The organism is Streptomyces sp. NPDC111507 (assembly GCF_055638955.1).
The window spans coordinates 195,409-207,974 of record NZ_JBVKBU010000001.1; the positions used below are offsets into that span (position 1 = coordinate 195,409).

A 12,566-nucleotide genomic window follows, 5' to 3' on the forward strand; every position below is an offset into this window, starting at 1 on the left:
CGATCAGCCCTGGTACGCCTTGGCCGCGGCCTTCTCCAGTGCGGCCGCGGTCGCCTTCGGGTCCGAGGGGTCACGGAGGAAGTCCTGGAGGATCTTCCACTCGCCGGCGCCCTTGGTGCCGCCGAACGCGGCGGGGGCCTGGTCGGACATGTCGAAGCGGACCGAATCCCCGGCGGCGACCAGGGACTTGGCGGTCTCGCGGGCGATGTCGTCGCTGTAGGAGGCGAGGTCGAGCTTCTTGTTCGGGGAGAGGAAGCCGCCCGCCCCGGCCCAGACGGCGGCCGCTTCGGGGGTCGCCAGGTACTCCAGGAACGTCATGGCGGCCTTCTGGTTCTTGCCGTCCTTGAGGACCACGGCCGCGTCGCCGCCGCTGACCACCGGCGCCTTGCCGCCGTCGACCGCGGGGAAGGGGAAGAAGTTCGCGTCCTGGCCGATCTTCTTGCCGAACTGGTCCTTGGCGACCCCGGCGACGAAGTCGCCCTCGTAGACCATGCCCGCCTCGGGCTTGGGTCCGAAGACCTTCTCGACGGAGCCGGGGAAGTCCGTGTTCAGGGCCCCCTTCTGGCCGCCGGCCATCAGTTGCTTGTCCTTGAAGAGCTTGCCGAGGGTGGTGAGCGCCTCGACCACCGTCGGGTCGGTCCACTTCAGCTGGTGGGCGGCCAGGGCGTCGTACTTCTCGGGGCCCGCCTGGGAGAGGTAGATGTTCTCGAACCAGTCGGTGAGCGTCCAGCCGTCCTGTCCGGCGACGGAGAAGGCGGCGAGGCCCGAGTCGGAGACGGTGTGTCCGGCCTTCAGCATGGCGTCGTACGTGGTCGGCGGCTTGACTCCCGCCTGGTCGAGCGCGTCGGGGCTGTACCAGACGGTCGACTTGTGGGCGGCCTTGAAGTACAGGCCGTAAAGGGTGTCGCCGACGCTGCCGTACTTCTTCCAGACGCTCGCGTAATTGGTGTCGACGGACTGTTCGGTGGTCTTGGAGAGCGGCTTGAGCCAGCCCTCCTTCGCGAACTGCTGGAGGACGCCGACCTGCGGGACCATCACCACGTCGGGGGCGTTGCCGCCCTCGATCTTGCTGCCGACGACCGTGGAGACGTTGTCGCCGGTGGAGACGAACTGGGTCTTGGCACCCGTCTTCGCGGTGAAGGCGTCCAGGACCTTCTGGAAGTTCTTCTGCTCGCTGCCGGACCAGACACCGGCCACGGTGATCGTCTGGCCGCTGAGCGACTTGCCGCCGCCTCCGGCGGCTACGGGCCCGCCTCCGCAGGCGGTGGCGCCGAGGGCCAGGGCGAGGGCGGTGCAGCTCGCGAGCAGGGTCGTACGTCGTCGCATCATCGTTGATGTCCCTTTCAGGGCAGGGGAATTGACAAAAACCGGGAGGATCGGAAGGCAGAGGAGGGGACGGTCAGGGATTCGTGCAGTCGCTGATCCACCAGGCGGCCGTCGAGCCGGGCAGCACGCCGGCCGGGCAGGAGCCGCTGGACAGCAGGGGGGTGCCGGAGACCGGCGCGGGCGTGGGGGCCGTACCGAAGTTGACGGCGCACACCAGGCCGTCGCCGCGGACGAAGGCGAGGACGCCGGGCGGCGCCTGAAGCCAGCGCAGCGCGCCCTCGCCCAGCTGCGGGAGTCCGGCGCGCAGCTGGAGCCCGTCGCGGTAGAGGTGCCAGAAGGAGCGGGTGTCTGCGAGCGCGCGGTCGGTGGCGTACTCGGCGAAGTAGGCGGGCTGCGGCAGCCACGGCTTGGCGCTCTCGGCGCCCGAGGTGAAGCCGAACGGCGAGGCGTGCCCGGACCAGGGCAGCGGCACCCGGCAGCCGTCGCGGATACGGGCGCGGCTGCCCGTGCGGCGGAAGATCGGGTCGGTCAGCACGTCGTCGGGCAGGTCGACGACCTCGGGCAGCCCGAGCTCCTCGCCCTGGTAGATGTACGCGGCTCCGGGCAGCGCCAGCATCAGCAGTGCGGCGGCGCGGGCACGGGCCGTGCCGAGGCCGCTGCCCTCGGTGCCGAGCTCGCCGTAGCGGGTGACGGTGCGGACCTGGTCGTGGTTGTTGAGGACCCACGTGACCGTCGATCCGGTGCCGGCTATGTCCTGCATGGCCTCGGAGATGACCTTGCGGAAGGCGTCGGCGTTCCAGGGCGCGCTGAGCAGGTCGAAGAAGAAGGCCTGGTGGAGCTCGTCCGGGCGTACGTACTGGGCGTGTTCGCGGGCCGTCGGTACCGAGACCTCGCCGACCAGCAGCCGGTCGCGGCCGTCGCGCCCGGTGTACTCCTCGCAGACGGACCGCCAGTGGCGCCACACGTCGTGCACCTCGGGCCGGTTCCAGGCGAGCGGGTTGACCGAGTCGCGGGTGCGGGCGTCGGCCTCCGGGTCGGGCGAGTCCGGCAGGTCGGGGTGCTTGAAGAGGCCGGCGGCGACGTCGATGCGGAAGCCGTCGACGCCCCGGTCGAGCCAGAACCGCAGCACGTGGTCGAAGTGCGCGCCGACCTCGGGGTTGCGCCAGTTCAGGTCGGGCTGCTCGGACGTGAACATGTGCAGGTACCACTGGCCGGGGTTGCCGTCCGCCTCGGTGACGCGGGACCAGGCGGGTCCGCCGAACATGGCGTGCCAGTTGTTGGGCGGCTCGGCGCCGTCCGGGCCGCGTCCGTCGGCGAAGTGGAAGCGGGCGCGGGCCGCGCTGCCCGGCTCCGCCGCGAGCGCGGCACGGAACCACGGGTGCTCACTGGAGCAGTGGTTGGGGACGATGTCCAGGAGCACCTTGACGCCGAGGCGTCGGGCGTCGGTCATCAGCCGGTCGAACTCGGCGAGGTCGCCGAAGAGCGGGTCCACGTCGCAGTAGTCGGCGACGTCGTAGCCGTGGTCGTGCTGCGGCGAGGGGTAGAAGGGGCTCAGCCAGATGCCGTCGACACCGAGCTTCTTGAGGTACGGCATGCCCGCGCGAACCCCGGCGAGATCGCCGATGCCGTCACCGGTGCTGTCCAGGAAGCTGCGGACGTACACCTGATAGATCACTGCGTCGCGCCACCAGCGGTGCGTGTTGAGGGTCACCCGTTGGACCTGTCTGTGCGTGCCTACGGTTATGCATGCATGTTAGGTAGGCGCGTCGCGTGGGTGTCAACGAGTAGGCAGCATCAACCCGGCATCGACCGAGAAGTTGGTCAGTTATATGCAGACTTTTCGGGCGCAGAATCGGGAGATGGGACACTCCCGTTACCTAACAAGTAACTAGCAGGACGCCAACAAGGCATCGCCGGGTGCTAGCGGCGCGGGATGGCCGCCAGCTCGCGCGCCAGCCGCCGTACCGCCGCGGAAGGCGTCTCGTGCCCCGTCATCGCATCGTGGACCACGGCCTGCACGACCAGGCTGACCTGGTCGTAGCGCGGGCTCTTGGGGCGTGGGGCGGCCGCGAGGACGCTGGCGCGCAGCGTGGGCAGATAAGGGAACTCCCGGATCAGCTCCAGGTCCTGGTACAGCGCCGCCCGTACGGGCGGCAGCGCACCCTTGGTGAGGACCTGGCGCTGCGCCCGCTCGGTCGTGAGGTACGCGATCAGGCGCGCGGCCGAATCGGGGTGCCGCGCATGCGTGTTGACGGCCAGGTTGGAGCCGCCCAGCACGCTCGTGCCCGGTCCGTCGGGTCCGGGCAGGGGGACCGCGCCGACCTTCCCGGCGACCGCCGACCCCTTGCCGGAAGCACCGACGTAGGCGTAGGGCCAGTTGCGCAGAAAGAGGAGGTGGCCGTCCTGGAAGGCCTGTTTGGACTCCTCTTCCTTGTACGTCAGCGCCTTCTTCGGAATCCAGCCGTCGCGCACGCCGTCGGCGAGGAACCCGATGCCCTCGCGGGCCGCCTCGGAGTTCACGGTGACGCGCTCGCCCTCGTCGCCGAGGATCGTGCCGCCCGCGGAGTAGACCGCCTCCGCCGCGTTCACGGTGAGACCCTCGTAGGGCAGGAACTGGCCGGCGTAGCCGTCGAGTCCGTACTTCGGGGCGATGGTCCTCGCCTGTCGCTCCAGTTCGGCCCAGGTCCGCGGCGGCGCGACGCCCTCCTTGGCGAGGACGTCCTTGCGGTACAGGAGGAGTCCCGCGTTGGTGACGTACGGGACCGCGTACAGCCTTCCGTCGTACGTCGCCGTGTTCACGACCGGCGGCAGGAAGCTGTGGAGCGGGAAGCGGCCGCGGTCCAGCGGAGAGATCCAGCCCGCGGCGGCGAACTCCGAGGTCCAGGCGACGTCGATGTTGAGGACGTCGAACCGGCTTCTGCCGCCGCCGCGCAGGTCGGTCGTCATCTGCGCGTGCGTCTCGTCGGCGGAGTCCGGGAGTTCGACGAGGGTGACCTTCTCGCCTGGGTGGGTACGGTTCCACCCTTCGAGCAGTGGCCCCAGATAGCCGGTGAGGTCCCCCGCGGTCGCCAGGGTGAGCGGGCCGCGACCGGCGCCGTGCGCCCCGTCGGCGGGGGTGCCGGAGGCGACGTAACCGGTCAGGACCACCGCCGCGACCAGGAGGCCCCTACCGGCGGCACGTATCCACCGCATAGGTTCCTCCCTGTACACCGGCGTCGGGCACCCTCGCCCGGCGTCAGTGGCCATGTATACCTGTTAGGTATGGGCGATACTAGGGCCTGCGACACATTGGTCTCCGGCCGCATCGACCGGGCAACGGCCTGACATCGGTATGACATCGGTCTGCGGCACATGACAAGGACGCGGGGAGGAGAGCACGGGTGCGGCTGCCCCTCCTGGCCCTGCTGGCGCGAGGCCCGGCCCACGGGTACGAGCTCAAGCAGGACCTTGAGCAACTGCTGGGCTCCGCGTACCCTCAGCCCAACGTCGGCCAGATCTACGTCACGCTCGGCCGCCTCGAGAAGACGGGACTGATCGAGGGCGAGGAAGTCGAGCAGTCGAGCCGGCCCAACAAGAAGATCTACCACCTCACCGAGACCGGGCGCGAGGCACTGCATGCCTGGTACCAGGAGACGGCGGACGAGCCTCGGGTACGGGACGAGTTCTTCATGAAACTCGCGCTCGCCCCGACGACCGGCCTGGCCGACCAGATCGCGCTGATCAACAGGCAGCGGCGGCAGTATCTGAACACCATGCGCAACCTGTCGAAGCTCGCCGCGGCCGAGGACCGGGACAACCGCATCTCCCAGCTGCTGATCGAGGGCGCCATGCTGCACCTTCAGGCCGATCTGGACTGGCTGGAGCGCTGCCAGGAGGAACTGGAGGAGCTGGAATGAGCCACACCGCTCCTGTGCCGCGCGCCGAGGGTTCGGCTCCCTTGCTGCGCGCCGAGGGCCTGGTCAAGACCCACTACGGCGAGGGCGCCCCGGCGTATGCCGTGCGTGGAGTGGATCTTGCCGTGCGCCAGGGCGAGTTCGTGGCCGTCACCGGCCCGTCCGGCGCCGGCAAGTCCACGCTGCTGCACCTCCTCGGCGGCCTCCAGCGGCCCGACTCCGGCAGCGTCTGGCTGGACGCCGAATGCACGGACGCGTACAGCGAGGCGCGCTGGGCGGTGGAACGGCGACGGCGCATCGGCATCGTCTTCCAGTTCTTCAACCTGGTCTCCAACCTGTCGGTCGCCGACAACGTGGAGCTGCCCGCCCTGCTCGCCGGGGTCTCCCCCAAGCAGGCGCGCGCCGAGCGCGAGCGGCTGCTGTCCGAGCTGGGCCTGGCGGGCAAGGGACGCAGCATGCCGGGTGAGCTGTCCGGCGGCGAACAGCAGCGCGTCGCCCTGGCCCGGGCGCTGGTCAACCATCCGTCCCTGCTGCTGGCCGACGAACCCGCGGGCAGCCTGGACAGCAAGGGCACCCGCGAGGTGATGCGGCTGCTGTCTCGCTTCCACCAGCGCGGTCAGACCATCGTGCTCGTCACCCACGACGCCCGGCTCGCCAGCGCCGCGGACCGCGTGATCAGCTTCTTCGACGGCCGCATCGCCGACGACGCGGAACTCGACGGCACGCCGTCACGCGGCGCCGGGATATCCGGCGTGCTGGAACTGAGGGACTGAGCGGCGTGCGGGCCACTCTGCGCTGGGCGCATGCCGATCTGCGCACGCACCGGGGCGAGGCACTGTTCATCGTGCTCGCCACCGCGGGAATCGTCACCTCGCTGCTGCTCGCCGCGGCGCTCTTCGGATACGCGACGAACCCCTGGCAGCGCGTCTTCACGCAGTCGCACGGCGCGCATGTGTGGATCCACACCGGCGCGTCCGCCGACGCCGGGCGGCTCGCGCGGCTGGACGGTGTCGCGTCCGTGGCGGGCCCGTACCGCACCGCGTCCGCCACCGTCGAGTCACGCGGTACCCGTGCCTCCGTCGAACTGCGCGGCGCCGTCGAGCCGCCCGCCACCGGTCGGCCGCTGCTCGTCTCCGGTCACTGGCTCGACCACGCCCGGCCCGACGGAGTCGTCCTGGAGGAAAGCCTCGCCCGTGCGCTGTGGGCCGAGCCCGGGGACACCCTCACCGTGCCCGGCACCGCACGCACCCTGACCGTCCTGGGCGTGACCGACAGCGCCGAGCCCCGCTACCGCCCCGGCGAGCGGTCAGGGGTCGTCTGGGCGCTGCCCTCCGCGGTGCGGGGCGCGGACGGGCATACGGGCCAGATCATCGGTCTGCGCCTGACCGATCCCGGAGACACGGACTACGCCGTGCAGCGCGCGGTGACGACGCTCGGCTCCGGCGCGGTCACCCAGGTGTCGAACTGGCAGCAGGCCCGCGCCGAGGCCCAGGGCGACAACCGGCTGCTGGGACAGGTCCTCGGCCTGTTCGGCCTCGGCGCGCTCCTCGCCGCCGCGCTCGCCGTGCACGGCGCGATCGGCACCCGTATCCGCGGCCACCTGCGGGACATCTCGGTACTGAAGGCGATCGGGTTCACGCCCGGCCAGGTGGTGCGCATCTTCCTGATCCAGCACGTGGTGTACGCGTCGCTGGGCGCCCTGGCCGCCGCCACGCTCACGCAGGCGCTGGGGAGCCGGATCCCCGGCCGCCTCGGCGACGCCTTGGGTGTCTGGCAGGGACTGCCCGGACACACCGCGGCACTCTTGGCGGTGCCGGTGGCCGCGGTGCTCTTCATCGGCGCGACGACCGGGATCGCCGCGTGGCGGGCGGGCCGGGTGCCCCCCGTGCCGGTGCTGCGGGCCGCGGCACCCCCGGCCGGCCGCCTGTCGGGCGTGGCCCGCCGGGCGCTCGGACTGCGACTGCCCCCCGCGCTCGTGCTGGGCTGGCACCAGGCCTTCCCGCGGCGACCACGCTCGCTGGCCACGGTCGCCCGGCTCGCCCTGCCGCTGCTGCTGATCGTGGTCGCGCTGAGCGCCTGGACCACCATCGACCGCTTCCACAGCGAACCCGAGCGGATCGGCCTCGCGGCCGCGCTCACGGCGCACCCGGACGAGAGCCTCGGCGATCCCGCAGCCCGCGCCCTGCTCGCCCGGAACGCGCAGCTCACCGCCGTGCACCCGGGCGCCGAGGTGGCCGCTCTGGTTCCGGGCCAGACGGCGACGATCGCACTGCGCGGGCTCGGTACGCACCAGGACCCGTACCCGTTCTCGCTGGCCGAGGGCCGCCCGGCCCGCGGGCCCGACGAGGCGGTGGCCGGTCAGGGGCTGCTCGACCTGCTGGATGTGCGCGTCGGGGACTGGGTGCGGATGACCGTCGGCGCGCGCCCGCAGATCCTGCACATCGTCGGCCGCAGCATCGAGCCGGAGAACGGCGGCCGCGTCATCTCCACCTCGCTCGACACCCTGCGCGAGAACGACCCGGAACTGCGCCCGACCCTCTACCAGCTCCAGTTGCGCCCCGGCGCCGACCCGGGCAAGGTCGCCGCCGAGCTGACGGCGGCCGGGCACGGGCACCTGGACGTGCACGCCGTGACCAACCCGGCCGACGGTCTCTCGCCGTTGCGCGGCGTCGTCGTCGGACTGATCGCCGTACTGGCCCTCATCGGACTCATTGAGCTGCTGACCGCGGTCGGCGGCACCGTACGCGAGGGCGAACGGGATCTGCTGGCGCTCAAGGCCATCGGGCTGTCCCCGCGGCAGATCACGGCGGTCACCGTCACGGCCACCGCCTGCACCGCGCTGGCGGCGGTCCTCGCGGGTACGGCGCTGGGGCTGCCTCTGGCGCACTGGCTGATCGACGTCCAGGGGAAGTCGAGTGGGATCGGTGCCGGTATCGCCCGGGGGCCGTCTCCCCTCCTGCTGTCGCTGTTCGGTCTGGCCGCGGTCCTGGGCGCCGCCGCCCTCGCCGCGCTCCCCGCGGGCCGCGCCGCCCGACGACGACTCGCGGACACCCTGAGCGCGGTGGCCTGAGCGCGGTGGCCTGGGCCCGGGACCCGCGCGCGGTCAGAACCCGTGCGGGTCCTGCTGGCTGTAGGGGTTCTGCGGTCCTTGGTTGTACGGGTTCTGCGGTCCCTGGTTGTAGGGGTTCCGCGATCCTTGGTTGTACGGGTTCCGCTGCCCCGGCGCATAGGGGTTGCCCTGGTTGTACGTGTACGCCGGACCCGGCCCGTACGAGTTGCCCTGCGGCGGCATGTACCCGTACGGCGGGGCAGGCGGAGCCGACGGGACTGGCGGAGGGAGAGTGGCCGGATGCGCCCTCAGCCGTATCCCGTGCCGCCTGCGCAACCGGTACATCTCCAGCCCGGCAATCCCCGTGACCGTCACCGGCGCCCCCAGAATGAAGACAACCCCCATCCCGAGACTGAGCCCGTGCAGATCCCCCGTGGCGAGGTCCGGAAGGGCCATCAGCCACGTCGTCACGGTGGCGAGCAACGGCGGCAGACACCGATGCACCGCGGCCGTACCGAAGAAGTTGCCGGACACCTTCACCGCACCCGAGCCGACGAACCCGGTCAGCCAGATCGCCACCAGCCCCAGCACCAGGGCGAACCCTCCGACCCCGGCGGCAAGCCACCACATCAGCACGGTCAGGACGATGGACCCGACGAAGGCCAGCAGCAGCTTGAACGAGTTGCCGAGCGGCACCCGCAGCTGCCGGACCGTCCCGGTGCGCCGCCAGACGAAGAGCATCGCCCCGACGGTCAACGGTGTGATGAACAGCAGCACGGCGGACGCCGTCAGCATGTTCTGCAGCATTTCCGTGAAGGCGAACCCGCCTTGCACGAAGGTGTAGACACCGACCGCCGCGACCGCCCCGGCGATAACCCGTACCCGCTTGAGCCGCTCCACCCCCGGATCGACCGCCTCCGGGATCCACGCCGGATGGAACACCGCCTCCGCGACCCGCTTCGGCCTCAGAAACGACCTCGCCGTCAGCGTGCCGCCCGTCTAACTCCCTCGCGAACCAGTCAACTTCCGCTCCCCCGAGCCTTCGTCCGCATGATCGCCCGGGAGTCTACGGGAAGCGGGCGGACTCCCACCGCCCGCTTTCCGCGACTCACGCGCGTCCGCGCCTACCGGCCGCGCAGCTCCCGGTACTTCGCGACGAGCGCCTTCGTCGACTCGTCCAGGCCCGGCACGTCCGCACCCTCGGTCAGCGCGGGTTCGACCCGCTTGGCGAGGACCTTGCCGAGCTCGACACCCCACTGGTCGAAGGAGTCGATGTTCCAGACCGCGCCCTGGACGAACACCTTGTGCTCGTAGAGGGCGACCAACTGGCCGAGGACCGAGGGCGACAGCTTCCTCGCGAGGATCGTCGTCGTCGGGTGATTGCCCTTGAACGTCTTGTGCGGGACCAGTTCCTCGGCCACGCCCTCGGCACGCACCTCGTCGGGCGTCTTGCCGAAGGCGAGGGCCTGGGTCTGCGCGAAGAAGTTCGCCATCAGCAGGTCGTGCTGGGCGACCAGGCCCGGCAGCAGATCGGCGACCGGCTCGGCGAAACCGATGAAGTCCGCCGGGATCAGCTTCGTGCCCTGGTGGATGAGCTGGTAGTAGGCGTGCTGCCCGTTGGTGCCGGGCGTCCCCCACACGACCGGGCCGGTCTCCCACTCCACGTCGTGCCCGTCGCGCTCCACGGACTTGCCGTTGGACTCCATGTCCAACTGCTGCAGATACGCCGTGAACTTCGAAAGGTAGTGCGAGTACGGCAGTACGGCGTGCGACTGGGCGTCGTGGAAGTTGCCGTACCAGATGCCCAACAGGCCCATCAACAACGGCACATTGGTCTCGGCGGGCGCGGTGCGGAAGTGCTCGTCGACGAGGTGGAACCCGTCGAGCATCTCCCGGAAGCGGTCCGGCCCGATCGCGATCATCAGGGACAGACCGATCGCGGAGTCGTACGAGTACCGTCCGCCGACCCAGTCCCAGAACTCGAACATGTTGGCCGTGTCGATACCGAAGTCGGCGACCTTCTCTGCGTTCGTCGACAGCGCCACGAAGTGCTTGGCCACGGCCTCCTGACCGGCCTTCAGCTCGGTCAGCAGCCAGTTGCGCGCGGAGGTCGCGTTGGTGATCGTCTCGATGGTGGTGAACGTCTTAGACGCGATGATGAACAGCGTCTCGGCCGGGTCGAGGTCGCGGACGGCCTCGTGCAGGTCGGCGCCGTCCACGTTCGACACGAAGCGGACCGTGAGGTCGCGGTCGGTGAAGGAGCGCAGCACCTCGTACGCCATCGCCGGGCCGAGGTCGGAGCCGCCGATGCCGATGTTCACGACGTTCTTGATGCGCTTGCCGGTGTGGCCGGTCCACTCGCCTGAGCGGACCCGCTCGGCGAAGCCGGCCATCTTGTCGAGCACGGCGTGCACGGCCGGGACGACGTTCTCCCCGTCGACCTCGATCACCGCGTCGCGCGGGGCACGCAGCGCCACGTGGAGCACGGCCCGGTTCTCGGTGACGTTGATCTTCTCGCCGCGGAACATGGCGTCCCGCAGCCCGAAGACGTCGGTCGCCGCCGCCAGCTCGCGCAGCAGCCCCAGCGTCTCGTCGGTGACCAGGTGCTTGGAGTAGTCGACGTGCAGATCGCCGACCTGGAGGGTGTACCCGGTTCCGCGCCCGGGGTCGGTTGCGAACAGGTCCCGCAGATGGGTCTCCGCGAGCTCCTCGCGGTGCTTGGCCAGAGCGGTCCACTCGGGCGTCTGGTTGAGCCTGGCACGGCTGTCTGCGTTCATCTCTGGCTTCCGCCTTCTTTCCTGCGTGTGCTGCTGCTTGCCTCGCCCCACTGCCGGTCCCAACCTAATTGATCAGGGCTTGACGTGAGCTGTCGTAGCGCCGTCGTCCGGCTCAACAACAGATACGTCCGGCAGATGCGCGGGTATCAGCGAGGTGACGGCGAGCCCGAAGAGGACGGCCGCGAACAGCGCGGGTCCGTTCAGCCCGTAGGCACCCGCCACGGTGCCGCCCAGCAGGGCGCCGACCGGGGCCCCGGAGGTGGAGGCGGTGCGGAACGCGGAGCTGACGCGGCCCACCATGGCTGCCGGGCTGCGCTGCTGCATCAGCGTGACCTGGTTGACGTTCCACACCATGCCCATCACTCCGAGCAGCGCCATCGCCACGAGGAGTGCACCCAGGTGGCGGACGGTGCCGAGGAGTACAAGGGCCGCCGTCTGGACGCATCCGCACAGGAGCAGGCTCCGTACCCGCCCGATCCGGCGCGCGATCCACTGGGCCGGCACTCCCCCGGCCAGGGATCCGGCCGAGTAGGCCGTCATCGCGGCCGCGAAGCCCGCGTTTCCCGCGTGCAGCCAGCCGGTCACGTGCAGGACCAGCGTGGCGATCAGGGCGCCCATGCCGATGTTGCACAGCAGTGTGGCCGTGCAGACCGCGCGCAGCACCCGGTCGCGCCACAGGGTGCGCACTCCTTCGGCCACCTCCGCCCACAGGGTGCTCCCGGCGGGCCGGGGCTCCCGCTCGGGCCCCCGGATCCGCAGGGAGGCCACGAGGGCCGCGGCCAGCAGATAGGTGACCGCGTCGGCCGCGAACGGCGCGGCGGCCCCGAGGGTGAGCAGCAGGGGCACGAAGGGGCCGGCCAGGAAGCCGCCGGCGAGCTGCTGGCCGGTCATCAGCCTGGCATTGGCGCTGCCCAGTGTCTCTTTGCCCACCAGGGAGGGCAGCAGTGCCGTGGACGCGTTGTCGAACAGCGTCTGGAGGGTGGTCAGGGCGAAGGCGAGCGCGATCAGCAGGCCGATCGTGGCGTGGCCGAGCCCCACGGCGAGGGCGAAGCAGGCCACCAGCCCGCCGCGTACGGTGTCGACGGCCCACATCGCCCGCCGCTGGTCCACCCGGTCCGCGACCGCGCCGCCCAGCAGCCCGAAGAGGAGCCAGGGGAGGTAGCCGCAGGCCGTGACGGAGGCGATGACGAGCGGATCGTCCGTGAGCCGCACGGCGAGCAGCGGGAGCGCGGCGGTGCGCAGGGCGTCCCCGAAACGCGACACGACCGCCGCGCTCCACAGCCGCCCGAATCCCCCGCGCCACGCGGGTGCCCGCACCCCCGCCGCCTCGACCGTCGTCACAACGCCCCCTCTGGTTCCGCCACTTCAAGAACGGTAGAGGGCACCACTGACAATCGGCTCGCGACGGCGCCGCGGACGCTCCGTGACCGGGTCGTGGGGGGGGGGGGCCGGGGGGGTGGGCCCCGTGCGGGGCAGCGGCAGAAAAACAGCCGGCCCGAGAGCCCGGTGCGCGGCCTGTTT

The 12,566-nt window shown here is 71.0% G+C and carries 9 protein-coding genes; 3 read left to right on the forward strand and 6 right to left on the reverse strand.

What is annotated here, in order from left to right:
* Window positions 1-3: 3 nt before the first annotated feature.
* From ACZ7M2_RS00915 to ACZ7M2_RS00925, 3 genes are all read right to left on the reverse strand, one after another.
* Window positions 4-1,329: an ABC transporter substrate-binding protein gene (locus ACZ7M2_RS00915; RefSeq protein ID WP_471593618.1), complete on the reverse strand. Its 1,326-nt coding sequence runs from the start codon at window positions 1,327-1,329 to the stop codon at window positions 4-6.
* Window positions 1,330-1,399: 70 nt separating this feature from the next.
* Window positions 1,400-3,037 carry a glycoside hydrolase family 13 protein gene (locus tag ACZ7M2_RS00920; protein ID WP_471593619.1) on the reverse strand — a complete coding sequence of 546 codons (1,638 nt, stop codon included), beginning with the start codon at window positions 3,035-3,037 and terminating at the stop codon, window positions 1,400-1,402.
* 209 nt (window positions 3,038-3,246) lie between these two features.
* Entirely contained in the window at window positions 3,247-4,518 is a 1,272-nt protein-coding gene (locus ACZ7M2_RS00925) for an ABC transporter substrate-binding protein (RefSeq protein ID WP_471593620.1), read from the reverse strand.
* A gap of 188 nt (window positions 4,519-4,706) precedes the next feature.
* On the opposite strand from ACZ7M2_RS00925, the gene ACZ7M2_RS00930 reads away from it, so the two are divergent.
* Genes ACZ7M2_RS00930 through ACZ7M2_RS00940 form a run of 3 tightly spaced genes read left to right on the forward strand, consistent with a single transcriptional unit; the run spans window position 4,707 to window position 8,289 of the window.
* Complete coding sequence (locus ACZ7M2_RS00930; protein ID WP_471593621.1) at window positions 4,707-5,222, forward strand: PadR family transcriptional regulator; 516 nt, start codon at window positions 4,707-4,709, stop codon at window positions 5,220-5,222.
* A complete protein-coding gene (locus tag ACZ7M2_RS00935) occupies window positions 5,219-5,992 on the forward strand; it encodes an ABC transporter ATP-binding protein (protein WP_352048593.1) in 774 nt (257 codons plus the stop codon). Before ACZ7M2_RS00930 ends, ACZ7M2_RS00935 begins: the two co-directional genes overlap by 4 nt.
* Window positions 5,993-5,997: 5 nt before the next feature.
* Window positions 5,998-8,289 (forward strand): FtsX-like permease family protein, encoded by a 2,292-nt coding sequence (locus ACZ7M2_RS00940; RefSeq protein ID WP_471593622.1) that lies wholly within the window; start codon window positions 5,998-6,000, stop codon window positions 8,287-8,289.
* A 33-nt stretch (window positions 8,290-8,322) separates the two neighbouring features.
* Here the strand turns inward: ACZ7M2_RS00940 and ACZ7M2_RS00945 are convergent, their stop codons facing one another.
* From ACZ7M2_RS00945 to ACZ7M2_RS00955, 3 genes are all read right to left on the reverse strand, one after another.
* Complete coding sequence (locus ACZ7M2_RS00945; protein ID WP_471593623.1) at window positions 8,323-9,210, reverse strand: hypothetical protein; 888 nt, start codon at window positions 9,208-9,210, stop codon at window positions 8,323-8,325.
* 182 nt (window positions 9,211-9,392) lie between these two features.
* Complete coding sequence (gene pgi, locus ACZ7M2_RS00950; protein WP_352048596.1) at window positions 9,393-11,045, reverse strand: glucose-6-phosphate isomerase; 1,653 nt, start codon at window positions 11,043-11,045, stop codon at window positions 9,393-9,395.
* Between the two features lie 72 nt (window positions 11,046-11,117).
* Complete coding sequence (locus ACZ7M2_RS00955) at window positions 11,118-12,386, reverse strand: MFS transporter (RefSeq protein ID WP_471593624.1); 1,269 nt, start codon at window positions 12,384-12,386, stop codon at window positions 11,118-11,120.
* Window positions 12,387-12,566: the final 180 nt, after the last annotated feature.

What these genes read in the sequence shown, in the direction of transcription:
- ACZ7M2_RS00915 (WP_471593618.1), bottom strand. Translation starts at nt 1,329, where the DNA reads ATGATGCGACGACGTACGACCCTGCTCGCGAGCTGCACCGCCCTCGCC.
- ACZ7M2_RS00925 (WP_471593620.1), bottom strand. Translation starts at nt 4,518, where the DNA reads ATGCGGTGGATACGTGCCGCCGGTAGGGGCCTCCTGGTCGCGGCGGTG.
- ACZ7M2_RS00935 (WP_352048593.1), top strand. Translation starts at nt 5,219, where the DNA reads ATGAGCCACACCGCTCCTGTGCCGCGCGCCGAGGGTTCGGCTCCCTTG.
- pgi (WP_352048596.1), bottom strand. Translation starts at nt 11,045, where the DNA reads ATGAACGCAGACAGCCGTGCCAGGCTCAACCAGACGCCCGAGTGGACC.